The sequence below is a fragment of the Roseivirga ehrenbergii genome (genome assembly GCF_001593005.1).
Lineage (GTDB): Bacteria > Bacteroidota > Bacteroidia > Cytophagales > Cyclobacteriaceae > Roseivirga > Roseivirga ehrenbergii.
This window is the reverse complement of the sequence record NZ_LQZQ01000045.1, coordinates 642,095-667,446: the sequence shown is the minus strand read 5'-3', so window position 1 is coordinate 667,446 and position 25,352 is coordinate 642,095. Positions and strand designations below refer to the sequence as shown.

The window sequence follows — 25,352 nt, the reverse complement described above, 5'->3', positions numbered from 1 at the left end:
GAGTATAGATTTGGTGGGTTTAACTTATTGATTGACTGTTCAATATAGCTGAAAGTTTAAGGCGAGACAAGAAGTATTGTGTGATGAAGAACATAAAACGTTCATCAAAAAGGCTTTAATCAACTCAAATTTAAACGCTATCTTCATTCCGAATAAAGACCTAAATGATGAAGAAACTAACAGCCATACTTTTCTTGACTTTCTTAAGCATTAACCTCTTTGCCCAAAAGGCTGAGATTGACAAGGCCTATACGAAAGAGATTAAGAACCTTACTTTGGAGAAACAGCTTGAAAAGGCTTTCCAAGTGATAGATGAGCTTGAACCTCAAACTCAAAGTGATTTAGTCTTACTTACAGAAATTGAAGCACCTCCATTTAAGGAAACCAAACGGGCCTTAAAGTATAAAGAAATGCTGGAAGAAGCGGGTGCTGATCGAGTATGGATTGACGAAGTGGGGAATGTTTTGGCTTTAAAGAAGGGTATAAAAGGCGATCGAACTGTCGCTTTAGATGCACATTTGGATACCGTTTTTCCTGAAGGCACCGATGTAAAAGTAAAACACAAAGGCGACACTATGTACGCCCCCGGAATCGGTGACGATACCCGAGGTTTGGTGGTAGTACTAACCACCTTAAGGGCTTTGAATAAGGCCGAAATCCAAACTGAAGCCGACTTACTTTTTATAGGTACTGTGGGCGAAGAAGGCTTGGGCGATTTAAGAGGTGTTCGTCATTTGTTTGAAAAAGGTGAAGTTAAAATTGACGCTTGGATTTCGATTGATGGAGGCTCTATCGGTCGTGTCAATAATCAAGCGTTGGGGTCTAAAAGGTACAAGGCCATTTTTAAAGGGCCAGGTGGTCACTCTTGGGGTGCTTTTGGTTTGGGAAATCCTCATCATGCCATTGGAAAAGCGATTGATTATTTCACGCAAGATGCTTCTAAATTCACAGCAGAAGGGCCAAGAACTAGCTTTAATGTGGGCCGAATGGGCGGAGGAACTTCGGTGAATTCTATTCCTTTTGAATCATGGATGGAAGTAGATATGCGTTCAGTAAGTCCTGATCGTTTAAATCAAATTGATAAGATTTTTAAAGACGCCATGAACCGTGCATTGGTAGATTACAACAACAGCGGCATTAAAGGCGAGAAGCTCACTTTAGAGCTTGAGCAAATAGGAGATAGGCCCAGTGGCGAACTGCCGACAAGCCTAGCTTTGGTGCAGCGTTCTATGGCGGCTACTCAGTTCTTTGGTGAAGAACCTTCATTGACCAGAGGTTCTACTAACTCTAATATTCCTATATCCTTGGGCATTCCAGCAGTTACTTTGGGCCGTGGTGGTGTAGGGTCAGACGGGCATTCATTGACCGAATGGTGGTTAAACAAAAATGGCGCTGATGCTATTAAATTAGCTTTATTGGTCACTGTAGCCGAAGCTGGTTTGGATAAAAATAGAAAGATCAGTAATAGGTAATCACGAATTCTTTCCCTGAGTTTACGAAGGGTCTAGAGTTTAATTATAGTTCCTTCTCCCGAAATTTCGGGATCAGGATGAAAAACTATACAACAGTTTTCAGTTGATAACTAAGTACCCTTGCATCTTATAATAGATGATCCCAACTATTTCAATCCACTTGCAGTATGCGGATTGCTCAATAAAACCTTAAAGACTTCCCAGCGTTTTTCTGGTTGGTCTGCCGTACCGCCTTGTTTTTCAATATAATTCGCAACCAAGTCTCTACCGAGGTTATAATTGATTACATAGCTTCTGTATTGATTGAAAAAGCGGGTGCGTTGTAAAGCACGGTCAGGTTCGTAGAGTAGGTATTTCTCAAGCCATTTGGCGGCTTCTTCTCTACTGATTTCTTTATTCAAGTACTTTCTGGCCGCTTCGTTTCCTGCATAGTCTAGCTTAGAACGTAACTCTTGAATTTCATAGTACTGTTCTGCTTTGTTCGGGTCAATTCCTGCCAAAGGGAAAAGCACTTCCTTTTCAAACTTGATTCTTTCTGCACCCGGAAAAGCCACGTTAATACCGTAGTTGGCGCTTCCTTCCGCAATAAGCGACTGAGGAGAAAAAAGTGGGTACACCGAAAATTCTTTCCAGCCTTTTCCATTCACTAAGTTTTGCTCTAGCAAAGCGTTAAAAACATGATGCCCAGGGTAACCTTCATGGCAAGCCAAATCGATCGCCCTTTCAATATAAATAGGGAAATCGGTGTTCAACTGAATTAAACTTTGGCTGTTGCCCTGATAGTAATTGTAACCCGACCAAGATTTATCGTTCACATATTCTAAAGCAAAGTTTTCGTTTTCGGGTAGGTTGAAATGCAAATCGGTGCGCTTTCGGGCTTCGGTAATGGCGGCCCTGAACACAGCGTCTAATTTATCTTTAGGGATCACAAACTGACTCGCATAAGCTGCGTATCGTTCTGAAATAGAGCCTTCTCCACTAAGCGCATTATCAAGATCGCTTAATAAGCTATCGAAGTGTGTTAAGTCATAATGAGGCGGTTCGGCATCGTATAATAGTTTTGCTTCTTCATCGAAGGTGAACGATTTTCCTGCCATCATTTCCACTTTGGTTTTTACAGCTGTCAACTGCTTTTTCATCATGCTTAAGCGTGATTGTTCAAGCTCGGTAAATCCGTCACTATTCACTAATTCTAGCTGCATGAGTAGCAAGAAAGCCCTTTCTCTAAAATCTGTGGAAGGAAATACCGCTAGTTTTTCGCCTTTTGGTTTCCATTCTTCAGGGCCATAATAAGCGTCCACAAAGTCTGAATCGTATTGGCCAATCTCCAATACTAACTTCACATAGGCTTCAGAAATTGAATTCATTTCTACGGTAGATTCAGTGGGTTTTCCGCAAGAAAGGCAGAAGAGAATAAATAGGGTGAATAATACAGCTGGCTTTTTCATTGCTTCCAAATTTATTACTTGAATCAAATGTAAGGGATTTATAAAAGCACTTGAAAACAAGCGATTAAAAAAACGCCTTATGCTGAAAATTCAACATAAGGCGCTCCTTAAAGTTTGAAGTAGGCTAAACCTTAAAAGTTTTCCATTTTCCTTTTTTGAACCAATACCAAGACACCGCTGCAATCAAGGTTTCCGAAAGGGTAATGGCCAAATAAACACCCAATGGCCCCCAGCCAAGCACAAGCGCAGCCACATAAGCCACAGGGATTTGGAACAACCAAAAGCAGAAGAAGTTAATTACCGTTGGTACTTTGGTATTTCCTGCTCCATTAAAGGACTGGGTTAGCACCATACCATAGGCATAGAAAACATAACCAGCCGCAATCACTTGTAAACTCAAGGCTCCGGCTTCTACTACGGCAATATCGCCTTTAAACCAGCCGACAATGGTTTTGGCAAAGAGCAGGTAGATCACAGAAATACTCACCATAAAAATGGCATTGTATTTAGCTGTTGTCCATACCGATTTCTCGGCCCTATCAGGCTGGCCTGCGCCTAAGTTTTGCCCAACAAGGGTAGCAGCAGCATTACTCATTCCCCAAGCGGGCATCATGGTAAACATCATTACACGGATGGAAATGCCGTAACCCGCCAATACATCGCTGCCAAATTCAGAAATAATCCTGGTGAGAATAACCCAAGAGGAAGTTCCAATAATGAACTGACCAATACCTCCTAAAGAAACCTTAATAAGTCCCCACATGATTTTGCCTCGGAACACCAAATCTTTAAGACCGACTTTAATGCGACTGCCGCCCATAAAGAGCACTACGAGCTGGCCGATTACTGCCACCCCACGACCAATATTGGTAGCAATGGCTGCACCTTCCACGCCATAGGCTGGAATAGGACCAAAGCCGAAAATGAACATCGGATCGAGAATAATGTTGATGCCGTTGGAAAGCACTAAGGTCCACATGGCGATAGAGGCATTGCCTGCACCACGGAAAACCGCATTGATTAAGAATAGGAGTACCACCGTAATATTTCCCCCAATCATAATTTGGGTATAACGATAGCCTTCTTCGATTAAATCGGGTTCTCCACCCATTAAACCAAGAATTTCCTTGGGATAAATAATACCGAAAACACCAATTACTGTAGCGATAATTGTACCTAGAAATATGGCTTGAACTGCCGTTTTGGAAGCACCAGCCATGTCCTTTTCGCCAGTTCTACGTGCTACAACAGCGGTGGCGGCCATGCTCAAGCCAATCGCCAAAGCATACACCAAGGTGATTACCGATTCTGTGAGTACCACTGTGGCAATGGCATTGGTGCTAACCTGCGACACAAAAATCATGTCGACTAAAGCGAAAGTAGATTCCATCAGCATTTCCAAAATCATTGGAATGGAAAGCATAAAGATGGCTTTGCGAATGCTACCAGTAGTGAAGTCCTCTTCTTTACCGGTAATGGCTATTTTAAAATAGCGTATAAACTTCTTGATAGAAGATTTTGAAAAATCTGTCATTGTTGTCTTGAAAAAAGTAATGTAAAAATATGAGTAATAGGGGGACGAGCTATTTTACTTGCTCGCTTCTGCGACCAGTGCACTGACGGCTACTATGGTAAACACAATTCTCATAACTTCATGATGACGCAAATGTGTAAGTTTTTTTTCTTTTTACAAAATCCCGATGTAGTCTTTAATTATTTTTTTTAGACCCATCAATTCTGGAGTGTCGGAACTTCCCCAAAGGAGAGGGCTTTGCTTCATGTTTTGACGATTCTTGATTCTGCTATAATTAACTGATTATGAATTAAGCGTATTTCTCAAGTAAGATTTCTTTGAGCGATACCATTCCAATAGTTGCTTTTTCTTGAATAAAATGGTGGTTTGATCTACGGCTAATTTCTGGCTGATGTGGGTCTACAATAAATATAGGCACATGATTGCCTACATAATGCACTAAACTAGCAGCAGGGTATACCACAAGTGAAGTTCCCACAATCACCAGAGTATCGGCTTCTTGGGTAATTTTAGCAGCGATATCCATCATAGGTACTGCTTCTCCAAACCAAACAATATTTGGACGCAGCTGATGTCCTTTTTCGCAAAGATCTCCGAGCTTGAGTTCCCAATGGTCCATGTCGTAAATTAGGGTTTCATCTTTTTCACTACGACTTTGAAAAAGCTGGCCGTGTAAGTGAATTACTTGGCTTGAACCTGCCTTTTCATGGAAGTCGTCTACGTTTTGCGTGATGATGCTCACCTCGAAATGAGCTTCTAATTCTTTGAGGATTTCATGTGCTTTGTTGGGCTTGGCTTTTAAGGCTTGCTTTCTGCGTTGGTTGTAAAACTCCAACACTAATTCTGGGTTGCTTCGCCAACCTTCGGGGGTGGCTACTTCTGTTACGGAATGACCTTCCCAAAGTCCGTCTGCATCACGAAAAGTCTTCAACCCACTTTCGGCACTTATACCTGCACCAGAGAGTACAACTAGCTTTTTCATCAAATATTAAGCTCTTTTCTATTCTCTTCCAACACCTTGATAATGAATTCAATGTGTTCGGTGAGGTCAACCCCTAAGAGTTCCACACCCTTTTCGATTTCATCACGCTCTACTTTGGCCGCAAAGCTTTTCTGCTTGAGTTTTTTCTTTACCGATTTAGCTGTTAAACCCTCAATGCTTTCTGGCCTAACTTGGCAACAGGCAATGGTAAAACCTGTGAGTTCATCACAAGCGAGTAAAGCTTTGTCTAGCTTGGTTTCATATTCAACGCCCCATTTGGTGTAGTGGGCAGAAATAGCATGTGCGATTTTCTCTTCACCCATTTCATTAAGCATGTTTACAATTCGGTTGGGGTGTTCTTCGGGGTAAGCCTCATAATCGGCATCATGGAGCATGCCTGTTATAGCCCATTCCTCAGGGTCTTCCCCAAAATGCTTTCCGTAAGCTTCCATTACCAATTCTACACTTCGGGCATGACGTAATAGACTTTCCCCTTTGGTCATGGATTCTAGAATGTTTCGTGCTTCTTCTCTGGTCATAGGTTCAAAATACGAGCAAAAGCCTGATTTTAAAAATCAGAGCGTGAATAACTAAGTTCAATACCTTATAACTGTATCGTTACTCTAAGTTTGAATCTTGAAAAGCGAAACCGCGAGAGTCTGTCTGTTCGGAGTGGTAGCTGCTTACTTAGCCTTCGTTTTACCCAGCTTTATGGATTTTATGATATAGTATGTTATTGGAATAAAGATCATCCCCAATGTTAAAGGCAAGAACCAAAGACCTAAGCCTTCAGCCGTTCCGTTAATATTCTGTATAGTTCTAAATATAATCAGGCCAAAGATTATCACTAAAACTAATTTCAATATTCGTATTAAACGGGTAGCCATTGTGTAGTTTTTCAGTGCATTTTCTTCTGTTAATGCCTCAGTAGGGTAGTTAAAAACATGAGGGTATTTGTTCAAAACCGTCATGCCAATGTATAATACCGAAGCAACGATTGGTAATGTTAACATGTTCCATTTGTCTCCAAAACCATCTGCTTTTCCAGCCGCATTAAAGTGAATGGGTATGGTTTCAGGTAAACCCTGAAAATTAATGAATACTAAAACCCAAAGCCCAATCAAGATCAGCCAGCCAAAAAGCTCCATGACAACATCTATACCCGATAATTTAAGTTTTAATATCGGGCGACTATTTTTATCCGTTTTTGAATTCAATTTAGATTGCTTTGCTGTTTTGAAGCGGTTGAGTTTTGATTAAGTGCATTCGTACTTAGTAATTGACTATAACAGTCGTTTCCGCGTACAAACAGTTCGAGCCAAGCGTAGGCTACATTACCTAAATCTCCGTTTCCTGTGTTTGGGTAAAGCGGGGTAGAATGATTTCCTTCGGTAATTTCAAAAAGCATTTTTTTAGTATTTGAAGGGGTATATTCATAATGCACATTCGAATGACTGGCGGGAGGGGCTGTAGGGTCAACTTGTCCGCTTAAGATCAATACAGGTGCGGTATGGTTTAAATCCGTTTCTGCAAGTGTTTTAGGGTATAACCAGGGTGTTATTGCAATCACAGCTTTCACTCTTTTATCGAGCGCTGCGGCTAATTGTGCGCCACCACCACCCATGGACCACCCACCCACAGCAATGTTTTCAGTATCTAGTTTTTGGAATAAGGGCGAATCCGTTCTATTATTCTCTTGTCGAATGGTTTCCATACCATCTACAAGTGCTTTGGCCCTTAATGCGGGGCTGTCGGTTAGAGCGTTTGTGCCAATTGTCATGGTAACATAACCACGTTCGGCAAGGTATCTTGCCCATAAGCTTACAGACCTTTGAGTGGCCTTGTAGCCAGGTACTAATACGATACTTTTTAAATTCGATTCGCTATTGGTTGGAAAGTACAAAGTGGCACCATCATAATCATCACCGTTTCGTAATCCATCAGCCTCATACAGTGAATCTAAGGAGAATGGTGTGTAGGTTGAAACACTTTTTGCTGTTATAGATTCGCATTGTCCGTAAACAGAATACGATAACACACATATTAACAATACTAATAAGGTTCGGACTTTCATAATAGGCGATGTTTAATGGAATGTTTGATTAGGTGTGTTGAAGATAAAAATACTTTTTACAATATTATTTCTGTACCCATGCTATTACCCAAATTATGATCTTTTTTATTTAAAGGGTAGTCATCGCACTCCTTTGCAACCAGACTGATTTAGAGGGTAATATTTAGAGGGTTTACAACTGATATTGGATAGCTAAGATGTGGGAGTTTTAACCTGTAGCTTCTTTCACCACTAGTGTGGAATTCACTCTACTGTTTTTTATTAATATGTTGAGCAAAATCGCATATACGCTTAATTGAGAGGTCTTTATAGAACTGGCATAGTTCTTTCAAAAGGCTAGATAACTTTTAATTAAAATATAGAAACATGAATTATACAGAAAAATTAGTCGACAAATTAAATGATGTTTTAAGACGTTCATATGATGCGATTCAAGGGTATGAAAACGCTATTGATGACATGACTGATGCCCAATTGAAAAACTTCTTTAAGAACCAGGTAATGGAAAGAACTAGGTTTGCCGGAGAATTGGCTTCTGAAATAACGGCCTTAGGTGGAGAGCCAGTAACTGAGAGTAGTTTTAAAGCAGCTTTACACAGAGCATGGATGGATTTGAAATCTTCAATTGCCTCTAATAATGCAGAAAAAGTTTTGCAGGAGTGTATTCGCGGAGAAGAAACGGCTAGTGAAGACTATAAAGACATTTTGGAAAGTGATCTATCGCTTCCACCAAGTGTAACTAACATGCTAAGAGGTCACAAAGCCAGTATTGACGCAACAGTAGTTAAACTGAAAATGATGGAAAAAGTAGCTTAAGATACTAGAGTAGTTTATTTGTTTAGAACACCGCATTTAGTTTTATGGCTAAATGTGGTGTTTTTTTTATACCTAGATATTAGATAAGAAAGCACCAAAGCCACATGAGGTTTTCGTAGTGATTAGCTTAGAAAAAATTGTCGTTGAATTGAAAGTGTCACATTATAAGAAAGGCTAAATCAGCTAAGGTAAGGGTTTGCATAACGAAAATTAGCGCACTCATTTTTCTTCCATGCCGATAAGCAAATCCCATAACCACGAGCACTAGCAATGGAAGGATAAGGCCAGAATACCGCCTCAAAGAATCCGTGTGCATATTCTTATCTTCGCTTAGTTGATAGCGATTAACTTCCTTGAATATGCGGGAAATACGGTAGTTTACAGTATCACCTTCATTGACTGTTTTTGCAAAATCTTCCGACACAGAAAAATCGTGTTGTCCAGTAGTTAGTTTGTATGAATAATGGTAGTTCTGGGCGGCATTGTAATACTGTTGTCGTTCTGCTTGGACTTTTATTACCTGATCTGTAAAGGATTTTCCGGGTAGCGCAAAGTCTGTAATAATCACCAAGGCAATCAATATGAATAAACTGTATAAAAAGGAACGGAGCTTAAAGGTAGACTTGTTCATTGGCAAGCCCTAAATTAACAAAGCTTTTGGCCTTTGTGGCATAATAAGAGAATTGGTTTCTTCACCGCAAAGAACGCTGAGTCCTACAATTTACCGTTACTCTGAGGTTGAAGCTTGAAAAACGAAACCGCTAGAGTCTGTTTGTTCGGAGGGATAGTGCAAAGAGCAGACAGATTCTCGCGGTCATTCACATTGTGTATCCACAAGTGAATTCCCTCAGAATGACGGGAAGAATTAGCAGCTATCACCAATTCAGCACTTCATTTGCTAAATCTTCCCAATTAGGGTTGACCGAATTGATGAGCTTTTCCTTATTAATTCTGGTCTTTGCTTTAATCGCTTTTTCCATTTGAATGGCTTCCTCTATTGAGGAAAAGTGTTCCATGTAAACCAGCACTGTCAAATTATATTTAGCCGTAAAGCTCTTTGGGAAAGCCTTATCACGATGTTGTCTAAGTCTGGCGCCTAAATCCGAAGTAACACCAGTATACAGGGTAGTTCTATTTTTATTCGTCAAAATGTAAACTGAGCCACCATAAGCCATAATTGAATTTATCAAAATTGAAGAAGATTTGCTGAGAAAGGAACTAAAATTTACCGTCACTCTGAGGTTGAAGTTTGAAAAACGAAACCGTGAGAGTCTGTTTGTTTGGAGAGAGGGTGCCAAGAACCAACAGATTCTCGCGGTCGTGTATTTCTCTATCGTGAAATACTCTCCCTCAGAATGACGCTCCGAATTGGTCTTATTGAAAAGAAAACGGATAGAGTCCTTGATTATTAGTTGTTCACAGGTTCGGAGAACCCGCGACAGTGGGACTATAAATAACCGTTACTCTGAGGTTGAAGTTTCAAAAACGAAACCGCTAGAGTCCGCCTGTTCAAAGAGTGAGTGCCAAGAATAAGAGGGGCAGGGGGCTACAATTCAACCAACACAAAAAAACCCAATTCTCTCGAATCGGGCTTTCAGTATTTTAGGGGTTAAAGGAAATTATTTTCTCTTCATTACTCTTTTAACGGCTTTTACGATATTTTCAGCATCGATACCGTATTTCTTCATCAATTGCTCTGGTGTTCCACTTTCACCGAAAGAATCATTCACCGCTACCATTTCTAATGGGGTAGGGAGGTTAAGTGCTAAAGTCTGTGCTACGCTATCGCCCAAACCACCATTCATTTGGTGTTCTTCGGCAGTTACTACACAACCCGTTTTCTTAGCAGATTCAATAATCGCTTGAACATCCAAAGGCTTAATGGTATGAATGTTAATTACTTCCACGCTAATCCCTTCTTTGGCCAATATCGCTTCTGCTTCAATAGCTTCCCATACCAAATGACCCGTAGCAAAGATGGTTACATCATTTCCTTCAATCATTTTAATGGCTTTACCAATTTCGAATTTTTGGTCGGCTGGCGTGAATACAGGCACTTTTGGTCTTCCAAAACGCAAGTAAACAGGGCCTTCATATTCAGCAATCGCAATAGTAGCCGCTTTAGTTTGGTTGTAATCACATGGATTGATCACCGTCATGTGCGGTAACATTTTCATCAAACCGATGTCTTCCAAAATCTGGTGCGTTGCGCCATCTTCACCCAAAGTTAAACCTGCGTGAGAAGCACAAATCTTTACGTTTTTACCAGAATAAGCAATCGACTGACGGATTTGATCGTAAACACGACCCGTAGAGAAGTTGGCGAAAGTACCTGTGAAAGGAATTTTACCGCCAATGGTTAAACCAGCAGCCACGCCCATCATGTTGGCTTCAGCAATACCTACTTGGAAAAATCTTTCAGGAAATTCATCGATGAAATCCTGCATTTTTAAAGAACCCACAAGGTCGGCACAAAGCGCCACTACTTCAGGGTTCGTACGTCCTAATTCCAATAAACCAGCACCGAAGCCAGAACGTGTATCTTTTTGATCTGTATATGTAAATTTCGTCATTGCTGCTTATTAATAGTCTCCAAGGGTTTCTTCTAACTGAGCCAAAGCGGTAGCCAATTGTTCATCGTTTGGCGCTACACCATGCCATTTGTGCGACCCCATCATAAAGTCTACACCGGCACCCATTTCAGTTTTCATAAGGTTAACTACTGGTTTTCCTTTACCAGAAAGTGATTTCGCTAAGCTCATGGCGTTGATTACAGACTTCATGTCGTTACCATCGCTTTCAATCACGTCCCAACCAAAGGCTTGCCATTTGGCTTTCAAGTCCTTAAGATCCATTACATCAGATGTAGGGCCGTCAATTTGCTGACCGTTATAGTCTACCGTAGCAATAAGGTTATCAATTTTATGGTGAGCTGCATACATGGCTGCTTCCCAAACCTGACCTTCGTCAAGTTCTCCATCGCCCATCAAAACATACACGCGTTTGTCGTCCTTGTTCAGTTTTTTAGCTTGAGCTGCTCCACAGGCTACAGAAAGGCCTTGGCCTAATGAACCTGATGCTACACGAATTCCGGGTAAACCTTCTTCAGTAGCAGGGTGGCCCTGAAGCCTAGAGTCTAATTTTCTGAAAGTGGCAAGTTCGGATACAGGAAAGTAACCGCTACGGGCCAAAATGCTGTACCAAACCGGAGAAATGTGCCCGTTCGATAAAAAGAACATGTCTTCGTCTCTTCCATCTGGATCAAATGGTTTTTTGATGTCCATAATGTTGAAGTACAAAGCAGTAAGGAAATCGGTGCATCCTAAAGAACCACCTGGGTGACCAGAGTTCACGGCATGTACCATTCGTACAATATCACGCCTTACCTGAGAAGCTGTTTTCTCTAGGGTTTCAATACTAGGTTTATTCACGCTGTATTTATGATTGGTTAAAAATTATTTCAATATCTGAGCGGTGTGGTCTTTGGTTTTTACTTTCGCAATCACTTCTTCAATCACTCCGTTTTCATCAATTATAAATGTTGTGCGGGCAGTTCCCATATAAGTTCTGCCATACATCGATTTTTCTACCCAAGTTCCAAACTGCTCATGAATGCTTTTGTCTTCATCGGCAATTAGCGGAAATGGAAGTGCGAATTTATTAATAAAATTTTGATGCTTCTTTGCCGAATCCGAACTAATCCCAACAATTGCGTATCCGGCCTCTAAAAGGGCATTATAATTATCTCTAAGGTTGCATGCTTCTGCGGTGCAGCCGGGGGTATTGTCTTTAGGGTAGAAGAAGAGAACTAATTTCTTTCCAGCAAAATCAGAAAGCTTAATTGGGTTACTGTCTTGATCGATTCCTTCAAAATTTGGGGCTTTATCGCCTGCTTGTAATGCCATAATTAAAGTTTTAACGTTAGGGTTTTCTTGTTTCCAGCGTAATCTGTTACTGTTAAAGCAAAATCTCCCTTTAATGGTTTGCTCTTATCTAAAGTTTCTGACCAAATTAATTTTCTTTTAGAGTCGTAGTTCATTAAAAGCCATTCTCCGTTAATCGTAGCCTCGTATTCTTTAATGCCCGAAAGTTCATCATCAATATTGAAATAGAGAATTCCGTTGTTTGATGCACGTTGCTTGATTGTAGGAGGGGTTAAATCTCTCATCAATGTGAAGTTACCAAAGGAGGAAATGGCAAACCTGATTTTTCCTTCGCTCCAATTTCCGCCTACAAAGCTTGCATTGCCCGTATTACTCAGTGCATAGGCCTGATACTGCTCAAGTGTGTCATATTCTAAAAGTGGTACTAGCTCTATTTCTACAATTCCTCGTAAAGCAGAAATTTCATCCCCAATCTGTAGTACTTCGATTTTCTTTTCCTCATTTATGTAGTGCCTCGCTTTTAAGTATAGCGTATCGAATAGAGTGTTTTTACCGAAGGCCGCAGAAAAAGATTCAGAAAGATAGGAGTGTTCCTTTTCTGAAGGAACCATATCTATAAAGTCCATTTCCTCTTGGTTGTCTCCGAAATCTATGGTTTTTGGCAGGCCTTTATTCAAATCTACCAAGTAAACGTTTTCTTCGCTATCAGAATAAGCGGGTTCTAGAATGTGTGAACCTTGTTGGGTATACACAGTAATGTTGTTGAGTTCGTCTTTACGCTTTCTGTGGATTTGTAGCGTATTGTCTAATAAGTAGGAATGATTTCTACGGTCAATTTGAGTGAGTTCGGTGGGGGCAGTCTTTTCTCCTTTTACATTGAATGAGACCCTACGCTGGTTGCCATAGGCATCGGCCAAAAGAATTTGGAAAAGGTAAATCGAGTCTTGCTGTGGATAAAAGAATCCACGGTCTTTCATGTCGTTGTAAAAACCCAAACTATTACCATCATCGATATAGAGCTTATTATAGCGCCTTCTAGTTTCTTGCTCAGCTTGGTAATTGGTAAGTGACTTAATATTGTATTGTAAAGAAAAATTGACAGAATCAATTCTCTGACTGAACAACAATTTCCGATTTTGATAAACATCAATTTCAGGAACACCATTTTTATTGGCAGCGCCATCGAGCTTGTCGTGTGCCCAAATTTCGAAACCAATTTTGCCTGCGGTGCGAATGGTGTCGGTAATCACATATTCATTTCCTCGCTTTTCTAGGTTGAATTCGAACCTACCGAATTGCCCATTGACCCTTGAGTTGATGTCCATGGTTTTCAAAGCAATCCTTTCAGCAATAGGGGCGATCTTATCTTTGATTTCGGTAAAACCAATTCTTAACGGATCGAGCACTTCTTGATTGGCATCTCTAATTTCAAAATGAAGGTGTGGACCGGTAGATGAACCCGAGTTACCTGAGTAACCCAATACTTCTCCCTTCTTCAATTTAAATCTTCCGCGATCAGGAAATAGGTTTACAGTAAATGACTTTTGCTTGTACTGACTTTCCAATACGTATTTGGCTAGTTCATCATTAAATCGCTGTAAGTGGGCATACACTGTTGTGGTGCCATTGGGGTGAACCACGTATACAGCGTTGCCATAGCCTCCGGTAGATACCGCAATTCGACTTACATAGCCTTCGGCAGCAGCATAAACATTGAGCCCTTCTACGCCATTGGTTTTAATGTCGAGCCCAGCGTGAAAATGCGAGGCACGCAATTCTCCCATATTTCCAGCCAAATAGTTCGTGCGCTCTGGCTGTATGGGGAATTGATAATAGCCTTTTTCGATTTTGCTGTATTGGGCAAAGCTCGCAATGCTAATTAACAAAAGGGGAATAAAATAAAATCTACTTAACCTCAACTTCCAACATTTTCTCATTCTCTATATAAGCAGTAAGTGTGTCGCCAATCACCGTTTTACCAACACCTGCAGGCGTACCGGTAAAAATGATGTCTCCCTTCTTTAACGTAAAGTATTTCGAAATATGCTCAATGATGTCGTCAAAACTGAAAAGCATCATATTGGTATTTCCATTTTGCTTTACTTCGCCATTCTGCTGTAAACTGAAATTCAAGTTGTTTAAATCAAACTTGTCTTTGCTCACAAATTCAGAAATAGGGGCAGAGCCATTAAAGGCCTTGGCTTTTTCCCAAGGTAAGCCTTTTTCTTTGCAGCGCTGCTGAACATCTCTGGCGGTGAAATCTATTCCCACGCCAATTTCATCATAGTACTTGTGGGCGAATTTCTTTTCAATGTGTTTTCCTTCCCTACTTATTTTTAGAAGGATTTCTACCTCAAAATGAATGTCATCAGAGAAATCAGGATGATAGAATGGTGCATTGTTTCTCAATACAGCGGTATCGGGCTTTAAAAACACTACCGGTTCTGTGGGGCGTTCATTGTTTAATTCTGCAATATGTTCTGCATAATTACGGCCAATAGCAACAATCTTCATTCTGATAAGTTTAGTTAGGGTTGGATAACTATAAAAGGTAACAATGGACAAAATTAAAACTTCGATCTGATTTGACAACCTGTCATTTATGATCAATTTTGTGAAACGAAGGAATATGCCAGTATACCTTGTTGTTCAGGAAGATAGATTTTTAATAAAAGAGAATTTTTAGTGATGAGAAAATTAATAGCACTGAGTTTTATAGTAGCCTTAGTAATTGGTTGTACTACTGTGCCGATTACAGGTAGAAAACAACTTACTGGAGTGGTTGGGAGTGAAGAAGTAATTGCCATGAGCGCAGATGCTTACCAGCAGGTGATTGATTCGGTACAGTTATCGAATAATCAAGAGCAAGTGGCAATGGTTAAGCGAGTAGGTACCAGAATTCAAAAGGCTGTAGAGCAATATATGAACAATAATGGTTATGAAGGGCTTTTGGATGGTTTTGATTGGGAGTTTAATCTGATTGAAAGTGATCAAGTAAACGCTTGGGCTATGCCAGGCGGAAAGGTGGCTTTCTATACAGGGATACTTCCTATTTGTAAAGATGACCTAGGGGTAGCTGTAGTTATGGGACACGAAGTGGCGCATGCAGTTGCTAAGCATGGTCAGGAGCGAATGAATCAGAATTATGCTAAACAAGTGGGTTTAAGTATTGGTGCGGTGGCACTAGGTCAGGATCCAACTTTGGCACAGCAAATGGTATTTCAGGCAGTAGGTATTGGTACCGATATTGGACTCTTGAAATTCTCAAGAACGCATGAATCAGAAGCCGATGAATTGGGCTTGACTTTTATGGCCATAGCTGGTTACGACCCAAGTGAAGCGCCTAAGTTTTGGGAAAGAATGTCGGCAGGAAGTAGTGGACAAGCACCACCAGAGTTTCTTTCCACTCACCCAAGTCATGAAACTAGGATTGAAAGGCTGAATGCTGCCTTACCAAAAGCAATGGAGTACTATAATAAGAGTACATTGAAGTAATTAATATTCAGTCTTTCGGGGCTTTTGAATATGTCAGGTAGTTATGCGGAGGGCTTTTGTCCTCCGTTTTTTTGTGTTAGAGATGTGTAACCTTGTCCTTCCCTGACTATGATAGATAGGTTTTCGGTTTGATATGAGGCCTTTTAAAGGCTAATGGAGGTAAATCCTCGTTAAAAACGAGGATTATAGTGAGTTCTACGCTATCCCGTAATCCCTAAAAATCTGCGATCACTTACTATTTTCACTGCAATTAATCGCAACAAAACTCTTATCCCCCCTGTTTCCTTCGTATTATTGCACCCAAATTCGAAAAAATGGCGGTTGTACCTTACAAAGAGAACCAAGCGAGTAAAAAAGAACAGGTGGCTGAAATGTTCAATAACATAAGCCACAAGTATGATTTCTTGAATCATTTTTTAAGCCTAGGCATAGATATTCTTTGGCGTAAAAAGGCCATTAGAATGCTGAAATCGCATCAGCCGAAGCAGATTTTGGATATTGCCACTGGTACAGGTGATTTCGCCATTGAGGCTTTAGCTCTTAATCCAGATAGGGTAGTAGGGGTTGATATTTCTGCAGGAATGCTAGAAATCGGTAAGCAGAAAATGAAGAAGAAAGGGCTGGATCATATCATTGATATGCAGATGGGCGATTCTGAGAAGTTACTCTTTGAAGACAATACCTTTGATGCCGTCATCGTTTCCTTTGGCGTAAGGAATTTCGAGAACTTAAAGAAAGGTTTGAGCGATATGCACCGTGTATTGAAGCCAGGAGGGAAGGTAGTCATTGTAGAGTTTTCGCAACCGAGAACTTTCCCCATGAAGCAGCTCTATAATTTTTATTTTAAGTCGATTTTACCTGTCATTGGTAAAGTAGTGTCTAAAGATCAATCGGCTTATACGTATTTGCCAGAATCGGTAGCTGCTTTTCCTGATGGCGAAAGATTTTTGAATATTTTAGGGGAAGTAGGATTTAACAAAACTGAATGCAAGCCACTAACTTTTGGTATAAGCTCAATATACATCGGTCAAAAATAGTTTTCTTTTTAGCACTGTTCACGGCCAATTTAGCATTGGGGCAAAAAGCACCCATAAAGCTGAATCGGATTGGTAGTGATGATAAAAAAGCAAATTATGGCTTCTTTTTGGGCTATCATCAGAACTACTACGGAATAAAATACTCCGATGCCTTTGAAGGCCCCGATTACGATAATGTAACCTCTATTGTGTCTAAGCAAAACTCTGGGTTTAATTTAGGCTTCATGGTTAACTTCAGGCTTGCCGATCAATTTACCCTAAGGTTTGTGCCGGTGAAAATTGGTTTGTACCAACATATGGTGCAATATAATATGACCGATGGCACAGTGGATGAACAATTGATTGAAAGCACCCGTATAGAGCCTGGCTTATTTCTTAAATACCGCTCTATCAGACGCGACAATCTCAGAATGTACGTGATTGCAGGCATAAGTGCCTCCATGCGTTCGGGCAAAGCTGAAGACTTGGGTGGAGTGGATAAGTTGGAGATAAGGAAAGGAAACTTGAAAGCTGAAATCGGCTTTGGCTTCGAGAACTACTTTGAGTTTTTCAAGCTTGAACCTGAAATACGCTACTCCAGAGGCTTGACGAATGTGCTAAACCCTTCAAACAACTTCTACTCGAATGGCATAGGCCAAATTACCACACACAATTTCTCTATCTATTTTCATTTTACGGATTAGTTGTATCGTCCTGAAATAGGTTGACAAAACATTTCCTAAACCCTCTTAATAGAGGGGAATAGATCGCCATTAATATTCAACTTCACAGACCTAACTCAAGCCAAATAACCTCTGGAGTATTCCCTCCTCGAGGAGGGTAAGGGAGGTGAGCCAACCTATTTGAGCATGTTACAAACGAGTATTAGTCGCTTTAATAGAGGGAAGGATTCCAAAACCCAACTCACATCATAAATAATGCCTTCTTACTTACCCATATTTCTTCTAAATTCGAACCTTAAGAATTTAGAACAGGAATGAGCAAAATAGCAATGGTTACCGGAGCCACCTCTGGTATTGGTTGGGCTACTGCCGAAGCACTGGCCAAGGAAGGTTATCAATTGATTATCTGTGGAAGACGAAAGGAACGATTACAAGAATTGTCTGCGAAAGTGGGTGTAAAAACCCTAGAACTCATTTTTGATGTGAGTGATAGAGCCGCGGTGGCAGAATCGCTTAACAATCTTCCTACAGCATGGAAACAGATTGACGTATTGATCAATAATGCTGGAAATGCACATGGTTTGGGCAAAATTCATGAAGGCAATATTGATGACTGGGATGCCATGATTGACATTAACGTGAAAGGCCTGTTATATGTCACCAAAGCCATTGTACCGAATATGGTAGAGCGCGGTGCAGGTCATGTAGTGAATATTGGGTCTATTGCGGGCAAAGAAGCTTATCCGGGCGGAAATGTGTATTGCGGTTCTAAACATGCGGTAGACGCGATTAATAATGGCATGCGAATGGACTTGAACGGAACAGGAGTGAAAGTTTCTCAGGTTTGCCCAGGCTTGGTGGAAACAGAATTTTCACTGGTGCGCTTTAAAGGCGATAAAGACAGGGCCAAAATGGCTTATGAAGGCTTTGAAGCCCTTCGTGCCGAAGATATTGCAGACCTAATTCGTTTTATCGTAACTCGCCCTGCGCATGTAAATATTGCCGACACGCTCATTTTACCTGCCGCACAGGCTTCCCCAACTTTGGTGGATAGAAACTAAGCGTTAATTTCTAGGAAAGAACAAAAAACACGATGAACGAAGAAGAATTCAATGACGAAGTGCCACAAGAAGGCCTTCCCATTCCAGAAATATTTAAAAATTCCGACACCAAGGGTTATATCACGCACTGTATTCAATGCGATTACGAATTACTTAAAGGCGATCGCTCATATATGATCGAAAAGGTATTTAAGAGGTACCCAAACCTTGATTCCACCCAAGTGCTTTTTGAGTACGGCATGTGCAGCGTTTGCTATGAAAAAATGAAGGACAGCCTTTCCGCAGAAAGCATGCAGAACCTTTCCAATTACATGATGAACAATATGGATTTTTCGGCCATGCAGCAACGCATTGAGGAAAACCCAGAAGATCCTGAGAAGTGGATGTCGCATTGCATGATTCATGGCACGCCCAAAGAAGAAATGACCGAGTATCAGGTGGCGGCTTCCTTTAAAGGTGATCGTTTGATGACGAATTTTATGCCACCCTATATGATTGGAGGTATGGCTTTAGAAGAATTAAACGGTTTGCTTTCAAAAGAAACCAAAGAAGACATGGACGGATTTATTGACCAGCATTTTGGTATTCCTCCTGAATTGAGAAAAGACTTTATTCTGATATGAAAAAACTACTTTTAATCTGCCTGCTTCCCTTTTTAATCTTTTCGTGTAACAGCAAAGATGAGTTTGAGGGCATTGAAAATGGCGTTTCCTTGGCCTTGGCCAAATCCAGAAAGGCCATTGTTTCTAATATCAATTATAAGCTTGAATTCAGGGTGCCTGAAGCGCTAGCTCAGCCCATTCAGTCCTTAGAAACTTTGACTTTTAACCTGAGCGATAACTCTGAAGACCTGCTTTTAGATTTTAGAGCATCAGCCGATAAGCTTAAAGGTATTATTGTCAATGATCAATCCACTGAAATCAATTTTAAGAATGAGCACATCATTATCAGTAAGGATTTATTGAGAAGAGGGAAGAACATTATCGAAATCAACTTTTTTGCAGGAGAAACCTCGCTCAACCGAAAGGAAGAGTTTATGTACACCTTGCTAGTTCCCGATAGAGCAAGAACCCTTTTTCCTTCATTCGATCAGCCCAACTTAAAGGCGACCTACGACCTGACTTTGGACTTACCTGAAAGCTGGACAGCCATAGCCAATGGCCCTGTGGCACTTTTAAGTGTGAAAGATGGTAGAAAAAATATTCAGTTCGAAAAGTCTGATTTGATCAGTACTTACTTGTTCTCTTTTGTAGCGGGCAAGTTCAAAACCGAAACTCGAAATGTGGGGGGTATGGAAATGACCATGCTTCACAGAGAAACAGACAGCGAAAAAGTAGCTAGAAACCTCGATTTGATTTTTTACCTCCATGGCGCTTCAATTCAATGGTTACAAGAATACACGGGCATTCCATATCCCTTTAAAAAATTCGATTTCGCACTAATTCCTAGTTTTCAATATGGCGGAATGGAGCATGTAGGCGCAATTCAGTATCAAGCCAATAGCCTTTTGTTGGATGAAGACCCTTCGCAATCTCAATTATTGAGCAGAGCCAGTTTGATTGCTCACGAAACCGCCCACATGTGGTTTGGCGATTTGGTCACCATGGACTGGTTCAATGATGTTTGGACCAAAGAGGTGTTTGCCAATTTTATGGCCGCCAAAATGGTAAATCCAAGTTTTCCTGAAATCGATCATGAATTGAATTTCTTGGTGCGTCATTACCCATCTGCTTATGGGGTAGACAGAACTGAAGGAGCAAACCCAATCCGACAAGAACTGAACAACCTGAACGAGGCTGGACAAATGTATGGGGCCATTATTTACAATAAAGCACCGATTATGATGCGTCAGTTAGAAATGCTGATAGGGGAACAACTGTTCCAAGAAGGCATGCAGGAGTACTTAAAAACCTATTCGCACTCCAATGCTACTTGGCCTGATTTAATCAATATTCTGGACAAGAAAACGCCTGAGGATTTAAAAACTTGGAGTGAGGTTTGGGTAAATACTCCCGGTCGCCCAGAGTTTCAGTTGGAGCTTGTTCGTGAGCAAGGAATGTTAAATCAGATGCGGTTGAGTCAGTTTGATCCATTAGGGAAAAACCGAGTTTGGCCTCAGGTATTCAGTGCGGCTGCTTGGCTCGATCAAACCAAAGTGTATAAGAAAATTGTTTCAAAGCAGGCAGTTTTAGATATCGATCTACCTATTCTACGATTGGGAGACCTCGTGTTGAATGCAGATGGAAGAGGCTATGGTCTTTTTGAAGTGGATATCAATATGGTTACTCAGCGGTATTCACGCATGACAGATGTAGAAAAGGGAACCACTTTTGTGAATCTTTACGAGAATTTCCTCGATGGGAAAGTTCCTCGTATTGGCTATGTAGAAATGGTGAAATGGGTAATTGCCAAAGAAGAAAATGAATTGATTCTGAATTTGGTTTTAGGACAACTCAACAATATTTACTGGTCGTATTTAACGGAAGATGAAAGGGCCAGCGTAGCACCAGATTTGGAGCGCACTTTATACTTTCTAATGGAAACCAAATCTGAAAAGCCGAGTGTGAAGAAAATCTTCTTCAATGCCTTTAGAAACATAACCATTACCCAAAACAACATTGGACGTTTGTATGACATCTGGAATGGCTCTAAAGTGAAAGGTTTGAATTTATCTGAAAATGATATGGTTGGGCTGGCTTCGCAATTGGCCATTCGTTTACCCGATAGGGCAGATGCCATTTTGAAACAGCAATTAGATTCCATTAAAAACCCTGATACCAAACGTAGATTCGAATTTGTGATGCCAGCGCTTTCCAATTCACAACAAGTGCGCGATACATTCTTTGAATCGTTGAAGGATGCGAAAAACCGCGAGACCGAGTCTTGGGTGCTTTCTGCTTTGGGTGCTTTACATCATCCATTGAGAAAAGAGTCTTCTGAAAAGTACATTCTGCCAAGTTTAGAATTGCTAAAAGAGATTCAAGAAACGGGCGATATTTTCTTCCCAACCCGTTGGTTAGATCAAACTTTAGGCAATTACAATTCGACTTCGGCAGTAAAAACGGTGCGTGATTTCTTAGAGGATAACCCTGATTATAATGCCCAGTTGAAAATGAAGATTTTGCAAGCAGCAGACAATCTTTTCCGTTCAGAAAGAATTCTAGGAGGGAAGCAGAGTTTGCAGCAGAAGTGATGGTCCCGTTCTGAAATAGGTTGACACAATCAATTGATAACTGTCAACTAAAATCAGGACGAGACATCTAGACCCTTCGTAACCTCAGGGAAAGAAACGTTTCATAGACGCTCTTGAGGGTTGGAATCTCTTCTTACTTATAAATCTCGTTGATAATACCGGCAAATCGAACACTGGATTGGGCGATTTTAGACATTAGATAACCCATCATTATTATCTGGTCGCACCTACGGAGCTTGACGCAGTGATTAATTCACTGCTACCAACAGGCCATCCCTACGGGATTATAGGTTTTGGCAAAGTTGATCTGTACCAGCTTTTAGGGGGTGTTGACTGATGTGAAAAAGAGGTTTAGGGCTTTTTGACTATCAATTTCCAAGTTGAGCCCAAAGCCCTATCTATTTCATACGTTTATAACGTAAACATCAACAAAATACCCTTCAGACCCCAGCGGGGTCATACATTTGTAAAAGAATAATGCAGAGCAAACCTCGACCCTAGGAGGGGCACACCTTCCACCAAACCAGCAGAGATATGCAAGCCAAAAGCCCCATAGGGGCGAACTATTTGTAGAAATGTATAAAATGAAAATTAAGCTCCGTAGGAGCGACCCGCATTCTTCTCACCGTAAGATGCTTATTTACTTATAAATCTCGTTGATGATACCGGCAAATCGAACACTGGATTGGGCGATTTTAGACATTAGATAACCCATCATTATTATCTGGTCGCACCTACGGAGCTTGACGCAGTGATTAATTCACTGCTACCAACAGGCCATCCCTATGGGATTATAGGTTTTGGCAAAGTTGATCTGTACCAGCTTTTAGGGGGTGTTGACTGATGTGAAAAAGAGGTTTAGGGCTTTTTTGACTATCAATTTCTGAGCTGAGCCCAAAGCCCTATCGAGGTCATACGTTTATAAAGTAAACATCAATAAAGCACCCTTCAGACCCCAAAGGGGCATACATTTGTAAAAAAATAATTTAGTGCAAACCTCGACCCTAGCAGGGTCGCACCTTCCACTAAACTAACAGAGACATGCAAGCCAAAAGCCCCATCGGGGCGAACTGTTTGTAGAAATGTATAAAATGAAAATTAAGCTCCGTAGGAGCGACCCGTATTCTTCTCACCGAAGATGCTTATCTACTTATAAATATCATTGATAATACCCGCCAAACGAACACCGGCTTGGGCAATTCTAAGTTCTAGGATATCGAAATACTTATAAGAGTACTCGTAACTCAACCTTCCGTTTTCAGGAATATCATAAATCTTATCGCGGTAGCTCATAGACTCCATCGCCCAATCGCGAACCGTAGCTGCCTGCCATTCTTTAACCTGCTCTTTGGTAGGGTGATTTGCCACATCGGCAAACTCGGTATAGCTGTATTGTTTGCCCTCAATCATACGGCTGTCCCAAACGCTGTGTAAGTTGGTGCTGCTACCAAACCATTCCACTTTAGTGTCATTTCCGCCTCTATCTTCTCCATTGCCTACGTGCATCGGTTGGTGAATATCGCCTACAAGGTGCACGAGGAATTTAAGGTTTGTGGCTTCTTGCTCAGGGGTAAGTCCGCCCGCTTTCAACTCTCTAATTATTTTTTCTATGGCCCAAACCACATCACCACCTTCTTGCGTTGGGGCGGTCTCGTAAGTCATTCCATCAGGAATGGTGCAGTAATGCCAAGGACTGGCATAGCTATAAGAGCGGTCTGATTTAATATCGTCCATCCAAGTACTGACTACGGCCAGGGTTTCATTGCCTAAAACTCGTTTTACCTGCTTCTGCGCCTTTTTTGTTAGCATGCCATCAGCAATATGACCTACGGCACGGTGGCCAATTTGACCCCAAAAAACGGTCTCGTCTTTAAGGGTATGGCTGCTGAAAATGAATAGTGTGGCCAGTAATAATAGCTTCTTCATAAAATGCGTATTCGTTTGCGCTACAAGATTATGAAAATTCATTGGCTTCATCATTATTGAAGCATCAAGAGAACATTATTAAAATTTGAAATGGTCGAATTATCTAATAAATTCGGCAATAATTACTTTTACGCTAGCCATAAGTTTCACCAGCTTTTTGTTAACGAAATGGCCGTTTTTTATGGGGTGACTGGGAGGTAACTATGTTTGTTCGGGGGAGGTGTCAAGAACTGACAGTTTCTCACGGTCGATTATTTCTCTATCGCGAAATACTCTCCCTCAGAAAGACGGTGTAAATGAGCAGCAACTACCAATTCAATACTTCGTTTGCGAGGTCATCCCAATTAGGGTTAACCGAATCGATAAGTTTTTCCTTATTGGCCCTAGTTTTTGCTTTAATCGCCTTTTCCCTTTGAATGGCTTCCTCAATAGAAGAAAAATGCTCCATGTAAACAAGCACTGTCAAATTATACCGCGCTGTAAAGCTATTTGGAAAGGCCTTATTTCGATGCTGTCGAAGTCTAGCGCCTAGATCGGAAGTAACACCAGTATATAGGGTTGTTTTATTTTTATTGGTCAAAATATAAACTGAACCTCCGTAAGCCATGATTGAATTTATCAAAATTGAAGAAGATTTACTTAGAATGCCCGTAAAACTACCCGTCACGCTGAGGTTGAGCTTGAAAAGCGAAACCGTGAGCGTCTGTTTGTTCGGAGGGAAGATGAAAGACATTGAAATTTGCTAAAGGAGAAGAAATAAAACACTTAAATTCGGATTGCTATGCTGACAAACAACGATATCCTCAAAAAACTAAGGGTTGCCCATAAACTGCGTGACGAACATATTGTAGAGATTTTAAAACTGGCTGACTTTGAAATTACCAAAGGCGCGTTAGGCGATTTATTTAGGGCAGAAGACCACCCCAAATATGTAGATGCTGGCGATCAAATCCTTAGGAAATTTTTAGATGGACTGATTATACATTTAAGAGGGGAGCGGCCACCAAAAGTGAAAGAGAAAGTTGTTAAAACTATTGATTAAGTACAAAACTCAAGTAAGATTTAATTGTTTCATCAGCTTTTCGTCAACGAAATGGCCGTTTTTTATGGGGTGACTGGGAGGATAGGATATATGCCTTAAGACTTAATCCGTAACAAATAATTTCATTTCAGGATACAATTATGCCAGCTAACTCCTGATTGGGTGGCTTTTTAGCGAGACATTTAGGTGTTGAAGATTGTCATGATTTTATAGCCTTGGCAGACTTTTAAATGAGCAGCAACATGACAATGACTGACATACTGTCTTATAATCTGTGTTTTAACGACAAATAAATGTATTTGTACTGTTTGGCATACCACTTGATAAAATAGACCGAGGCTAATTTGCGGTTAGCCTCGATGATAATTCAATGTGTGTTTACCCTGAAGGGGTAGTTTTTTATTGGACTGCAAAGGTAATTGATTCTTTCTCTTATCCAAACTGTTTGTTTTAAGCTGCCCATCAGGTTATTCCTAACCTTAAAAAGACAAACAATATGCCAAAGAAAAATTACTTTGTCGTGTCCAATCCTCAAGGAGGATGGAGCGTGAAATCAGGAGGAAGCCAAAGAGCTTCAGCAAACACCAGTACTCAAAAAGAAGCAATAGAGATAGGTAAACGTCTTGCTACTAATAACAGTTCTGAGTTAACTATTCAGGGAAAGAATGGGCAGTTTAGAGAGAAAAATTCTTATGGTAATGACCCTCATCCACCAAAAGGATAAAT

General features: G+C 40.7%; 25 protein-coding genes. 10 read left to right on the top strand and 15 right to left on the bottom strand.

Annotated features, from left to right (window positions below; genetic code table 11):
* Window positions 1-164: 164 nt before the first annotated feature.
* Window positions 165-1,472 (top strand): M20/M25/M40 family metallo-hydrolase, encoded by a 1,308-nt coding sequence (locus MB14_RS13140; RefSeq protein ID WP_246032572.1) that lies wholly within the window; start codon window positions 165-167, stop codon window positions 1,470-1,472.
* A gap of 146 nt (window positions 1,473-1,618) precedes the next feature.
* Here the strand turns inward: MB14_RS13140 and MB14_RS13135 are convergent, their stop codons facing one another.
* The 6 genes from MB14_RS13135 to MB14_RS13110 form a co-directional block, all read right to left on the bottom strand.
* On the bottom strand, window positions 1,619-2,920 hold the full coding sequence (locus MB14_RS13135; protein ID WP_062592289.1) for a hypothetical protein: 1,302 nt from the start codon (window positions 2,918-2,920) through the stop codon (window positions 1,619-1,621).
* A gap of 124 nt (window positions 2,921-3,044) precedes the next feature.
* Window positions 3,045-4,454: an MATE family efflux transporter gene (locus MB14_RS13130; RefSeq protein WP_062592287.1), complete on the bottom strand. Its 1,410-nt coding sequence runs from the start codon at window positions 4,452-4,454 to the stop codon at window positions 3,045-3,047.
* A gap of 289 nt (window positions 4,455-4,743) precedes the next feature.
* The gene (locus MB14_RS13125; RefSeq protein ID WP_062592284.1) at window positions 4,744-5,436 is read right to left on the bottom strand and encodes an SIR2 family NAD-dependent protein deacylase; all 693 of its coding nucleotides are present in this window, start codon (window positions 5,434-5,436) and stop codon (window positions 4,744-4,746) included.
* Window positions 5,436-5,975, bottom strand: coding sequence for an HD domain-containing protein (locus MB14_RS13120; RefSeq protein ID WP_062592282.1), 540 nt, complete (start codon window positions 5,973-5,975; stop codon window positions 5,436-5,438). Before MB14_RS13120 ends, MB14_RS13125 begins: the two co-directional genes overlap by 1 nt.
* Window positions 5,976-6,119: 144 nt before the next feature.
* The gene (locus MB14_RS13115) at window positions 6,120-6,653 is read right to left on the bottom strand and encodes a DUF1648 domain-containing protein (protein WP_246032573.1); all 534 of its coding nucleotides are present in this window, start codon (window positions 6,651-6,653) and stop codon (window positions 6,120-6,122) included.
* Complete coding sequence (locus MB14_RS13110; protein ID WP_062592277.1) at window positions 6,650-7,510, bottom strand: poly(ethylene terephthalate) hydrolase family protein; 861 nt, start codon at window positions 7,508-7,510, stop codon at window positions 6,650-6,652. Before MB14_RS13110 ends, MB14_RS13115 begins: the two co-directional genes overlap by 4 nt.
* A gap of 366 nt (window positions 7,511-7,876) precedes the next feature.
* Here MB14_RS13110 and MB14_RS13105 point away from each other — a divergent pair, with 366 nt between their 5' ends.
* A complete protein-coding gene (locus MB14_RS13105) occupies window positions 7,877-8,326 on the top strand; it encodes a ferritin-like domain-containing protein (protein WP_062592275.1) in 450 nt (149 codons plus the stop codon).
* A gap of 157 nt (window positions 8,327-8,483) precedes the next feature.
* On the opposite strand, the gene MB14_RS13100 is transcribed toward MB14_RS13105, so the two are convergent.
* The 7 genes from MB14_RS13100 to MB14_RS13070 all read right to left on the bottom strand — a co-directional run bounded on the left by MB14_RS13100 (window position 8,484) and on the right by MB14_RS13070 (window position 14,724).
* Window positions 8,484-8,957 (bottom strand): hypothetical protein, encoded by a 474-nt coding sequence (locus MB14_RS13100; RefSeq protein ID WP_062592273.1) that lies wholly within the window; start codon window positions 8,955-8,957, stop codon window positions 8,484-8,486.
* A 244-nt stretch (window positions 8,958-9,201) separates the two neighbouring features.
* On the bottom strand, window positions 9,202-9,516 hold the full coding sequence (locus tag MB14_RS13095) for a GIY-YIG nuclease family protein (protein WP_246032574.1): 315 nt from the start codon (window positions 9,514-9,516) through the stop codon (window positions 9,202-9,204).
* Between the two features lie 429 nt (window positions 9,517-9,945).
* On the bottom strand, window positions 9,946-10,899 hold the full coding sequence (locus tag MB14_RS13090; RefSeq protein ID WP_062592269.1) for a transketolase family protein: 954 nt from the start codon (window positions 10,897-10,899) through the stop codon (window positions 9,946-9,948).
* Window positions 10,900-10,908: 9 nt separating this feature from the next.
* The gene (locus MB14_RS13085) at window positions 10,909-11,757 is read right to left on the bottom strand and encodes a transketolase (RefSeq protein WP_062592267.1); all 849 of its coding nucleotides are present in this window, start codon (window positions 11,755-11,757) and stop codon (window positions 10,909-10,911) included.
* Between the two features lie 24 nt (window positions 11,758-11,781).
* The gene (gene bcp, locus MB14_RS13080; protein ID WP_062592265.1) at window positions 11,782-12,231 is read right to left on the bottom strand and encodes a thioredoxin-dependent thiol peroxidase; all 450 of its coding nucleotides are present in this window, start codon (window positions 12,229-12,231) and stop codon (window positions 11,782-11,784) included.
* A gap of 2 nt (window positions 12,232-12,233) precedes the next feature.
* Complete coding sequence (locus MB14_RS13075) at window positions 12,234-14,096, bottom strand: M23 family metallopeptidase (RefSeq protein ID WP_165899461.1); 1,863 nt, start codon at window positions 14,094-14,096, stop codon at window positions 12,234-12,236.
* A gap of 19 nt (window positions 14,097-14,115) precedes the next feature.
* Window positions 14,116-14,724 carry a fumarylacetoacetate hydrolase family protein gene (locus MB14_RS13070; protein WP_062592261.1) on the bottom strand — a complete coding sequence of 203 codons (609 nt, stop codon included), beginning with the start codon at window positions 14,722-14,724 and terminating at the stop codon, window positions 14,116-14,118.
* Window positions 14,725-14,898: 174 nt separating this feature from the next.
* Here MB14_RS13070 and MB14_RS13065 point away from each other — a divergent pair, with 174 nt between their 5' ends.
* The 6 genes from MB14_RS13065 to MB14_RS13040 all read left to right on the top strand — a co-directional run bounded on the left by MB14_RS13065 (window position 14,899) and on the right by MB14_RS13040 (window position 21,658).
* The gene (locus MB14_RS13065) at window positions 14,899-15,705 is read left to right on the top strand and encodes a M48 family metallopeptidase (RefSeq protein WP_062592259.1); all 807 of its coding nucleotides are present in this window, start codon (window positions 14,899-14,901) and stop codon (window positions 15,703-15,705) included.
* 314 nt (window positions 15,706-16,019) lie between these two features.
* A complete protein-coding gene (gene ubiE, locus MB14_RS13060) occupies window positions 16,020-16,742 on the top strand; it encodes a bifunctional demethylmenaquinone methyltransferase/2-methoxy-6-polyprenyl-1,4-benzoquinol methylase UbiE (RefSeq protein ID WP_053222599.1) in 723 nt (240 codons plus the stop codon).
* Window positions 16,691-17,425: a type IX secretion/gliding motility protein PorT/SprT gene (porT, locus tag MB14_RS13055; protein WP_062592257.1), complete on the top strand. Its 735-nt coding sequence runs from the start codon at window positions 16,691-16,693 to the stop codon at window positions 17,423-17,425. The genes ubiE and porT overlap by 52 nt, the downstream gene beginning before the upstream one ends.
* Before the next feature lie 293 nt (window positions 17,426-17,718).
* Window positions 17,719-18,465 carry an SDR family NAD(P)-dependent oxidoreductase gene (locus MB14_RS13050; RefSeq protein ID WP_062592255.1) on the top strand — a complete coding sequence of 249 codons (747 nt, stop codon included), beginning with the start codon at window positions 17,719-17,721 and terminating at the stop codon, window positions 18,463-18,465.
* Between the two features lie 32 nt (window positions 18,466-18,497).
* On the top strand, window positions 18,498-19,088 hold the full coding sequence (locus MB14_RS13045; protein ID WP_062592253.1) for a hypothetical protein: 591 nt from the start codon (window positions 18,498-18,500) through the stop codon (window positions 19,086-19,088).
* Window positions 19,085-21,658, top strand: coding sequence for a M1 family metallopeptidase (locus tag MB14_RS13040; protein WP_062592251.1), 2,574 nt, complete (start codon window positions 19,085-19,087; stop codon window positions 21,656-21,658). Before MB14_RS13045 ends, MB14_RS13040 begins: the two co-directional genes overlap by 4 nt.
* A 1,146-nt stretch (window positions 21,659-22,804) precedes the next feature.
* Here the strand turns inward: MB14_RS13040 and MB14_RS13035 are convergent.
* Together MB14_RS13035 and MB14_RS13030 are read right to left on the bottom strand one after the other, a co-directional pair.
* Window positions 22,805-23,584, bottom strand: a complete 780-nt coding sequence (locus MB14_RS13035) for a S1/P1 nuclease (RefSeq protein WP_062592760.1) — start codon at window positions 23,582-23,584, stop codon at window positions 22,805-22,807.
* A 307-nt stretch (window positions 23,585-23,891) separates the two neighbouring features.
* Complete coding sequence (locus tag MB14_RS13030) at window positions 23,892-24,317, bottom strand: GIY-YIG nuclease family protein (protein WP_311316242.1); 426 nt, start codon at window positions 24,315-24,317, stop codon at window positions 23,892-23,894.
* A 48-nt stretch (window positions 24,318-24,365) separates the two neighbouring features.
* On the opposite strand from MB14_RS13030, the gene MB14_RS13025 reads away from it, so the two are divergent.
* Both MB14_RS13025 and MB14_RS13020 read left to right on the top strand, forming a co-directional pair.
* Entirely contained in the window at window positions 24,366-24,626 is a 261-nt protein-coding gene (locus MB14_RS13025; protein WP_062592249.1) for a DUF1456 family protein, read from the top strand.
* A 496-nt stretch (window positions 24,627-25,122) separates the two neighbouring features.
* Entirely contained in the window at window positions 25,123-25,350 is a 228-nt protein-coding gene (locus MB14_RS13020) for a DUF2188 domain-containing protein (protein ID WP_062592247.1), read from the top strand.
* The last annotated feature ends 2 nt before the right edge of the window (window positions 25,351-25,352 follow it).

What these genes read in the sequence shown, in the direction of transcription:
- MB14_RS13140 (WP_246032572.1), top strand. Translation starts at nt 165, where the DNA reads ATGATGAAGAAACTAACAGCCATACTTTTCTTGACTTTCTTAAGCATT.
- MB14_RS13135 (WP_062592289.1), bottom strand. Translation starts at nt 2,920, where the DNA reads ATGAAAAAGCCAGCTGTATTATTCACCCTATTTATTCTCTTCTGCCTT.
- MB14_RS13130 (WP_062592287.1), bottom strand. Translation starts at nt 4,454, where the DNA reads ATGACAGATTTTTCAAAATCTTCTATCAAGAAGTTTATACGCTATTTT.
- MB14_RS13125 (WP_062592284.1), bottom strand. Translation starts at nt 5,436, where the DNA reads ATGAAAAAGCTAGTTGTACTCTCTGGTGCAGGTATAAGTGCCGAAAGT.
- MB14_RS13120 (WP_062592282.1), bottom strand. Translation starts at nt 5,975, where the DNA reads ATGACCAGAGAAGAAGCACGAAACATTCTAGAATCCATGACCAAAGGG.
- MB14_RS13110 (WP_062592277.1), bottom strand. Translation starts at nt 7,510, where the DNA reads ATGAAAGTCCGAACCTTATTAGTATTGTTAATATGTGTGTTATCGTAT.
- MB14_RS13105 (WP_062592275.1), top strand. Translation starts at nt 7,877, where the DNA reads ATGAATTATACAGAAAAATTAGTCGACAAATTAAATGATGTTTTAAGA.
- MB14_RS13100 (WP_062592273.1), bottom strand. Translation starts at nt 8,957, where the DNA reads ATGAACAAGTCTACCTTTAAGCTCCGTTCCTTTTTATACAGTTTATTC.
- MB14_RS13090 (WP_062592269.1), bottom strand. Translation starts at nt 10,899, where the DNA reads ATGACGAAATTTACATATACAGATCAAAAAGATACACGTTCTGGCTTC.
- bcp (WP_062592265.1), bottom strand. Translation starts at nt 12,231, where the DNA reads ATGGCATTACAAGCAGGCGATAAAGCCCCAAATTTTGAAGGAATCGAT.
- MB14_RS13070 (WP_062592261.1), bottom strand. Translation starts at nt 14,724, where the DNA reads ATGAAGATTGTTGCTATTGGCCGTAATTATGCAGAACATATTGCAGAA.
- MB14_RS13065 (WP_062592259.1), top strand. Translation starts at nt 14,899, where the DNA reads ATGAGAAAATTAATAGCACTGAGTTTTATAGTAGCCTTAGTAATTGGT.
- ubiE (WP_053222599.1), top strand. Translation starts at nt 16,020, where the DNA reads ATGGCGGTTGTACCTTACAAAGAGAACCAAGCGAGTAAAAAAGAACAG.
- porT (WP_062592257.1), top strand. Translation starts at nt 16,691, where the DNA reads ATGCAAGCCACTAACTTTTGGTATAAGCTCAATATACATCGGTCAAAA.
- MB14_RS13050 (WP_062592255.1), top strand. Translation starts at nt 17,719, where the DNA reads ATGAGCAAAATAGCAATGGTTACCGGAGCCACCTCTGGTATTGGTTGG.
- MB14_RS13045 (WP_062592253.1), top strand. Translation starts at nt 18,498, where the DNA reads ATGAACGAAGAAGAATTCAATGACGAAGTGCCACAAGAAGGCCTTCCC.
- MB14_RS13040 (WP_062592251.1), top strand. Translation starts at nt 19,085, where the DNA reads ATGAAAAAACTACTTTTAATCTGCCTGCTTCCCTTTTTAATCTTTTCG.
- MB14_RS13035 (WP_062592760.1), bottom strand. Translation starts at nt 23,584, where the DNA reads ATGAAGAAGCTATTATTACTGGCCACACTATTCATTTTCAGCAGCCAT.
- MB14_RS13030 (WP_311316242.1), bottom strand. Translation starts at nt 24,317, where the DNA reads ATGTCTTTCATCTTCCCTCCGAACAAACAGACGCTCACGGTTTCGCTT.
- MB14_RS13025 (WP_062592249.1), top strand. Translation starts at nt 24,366, where the DNA reads ATGCTGACAAACAACGATATCCTCAAAAAACTAAGGGTTGCCCATAAA.
- MB14_RS13020 (WP_062592247.1), top strand. Translation starts at nt 25,123, where the DNA reads ATGCCAAAGAAAAATTACTTTGTCGTGTCCAATCCTCAAGGAGGATGG.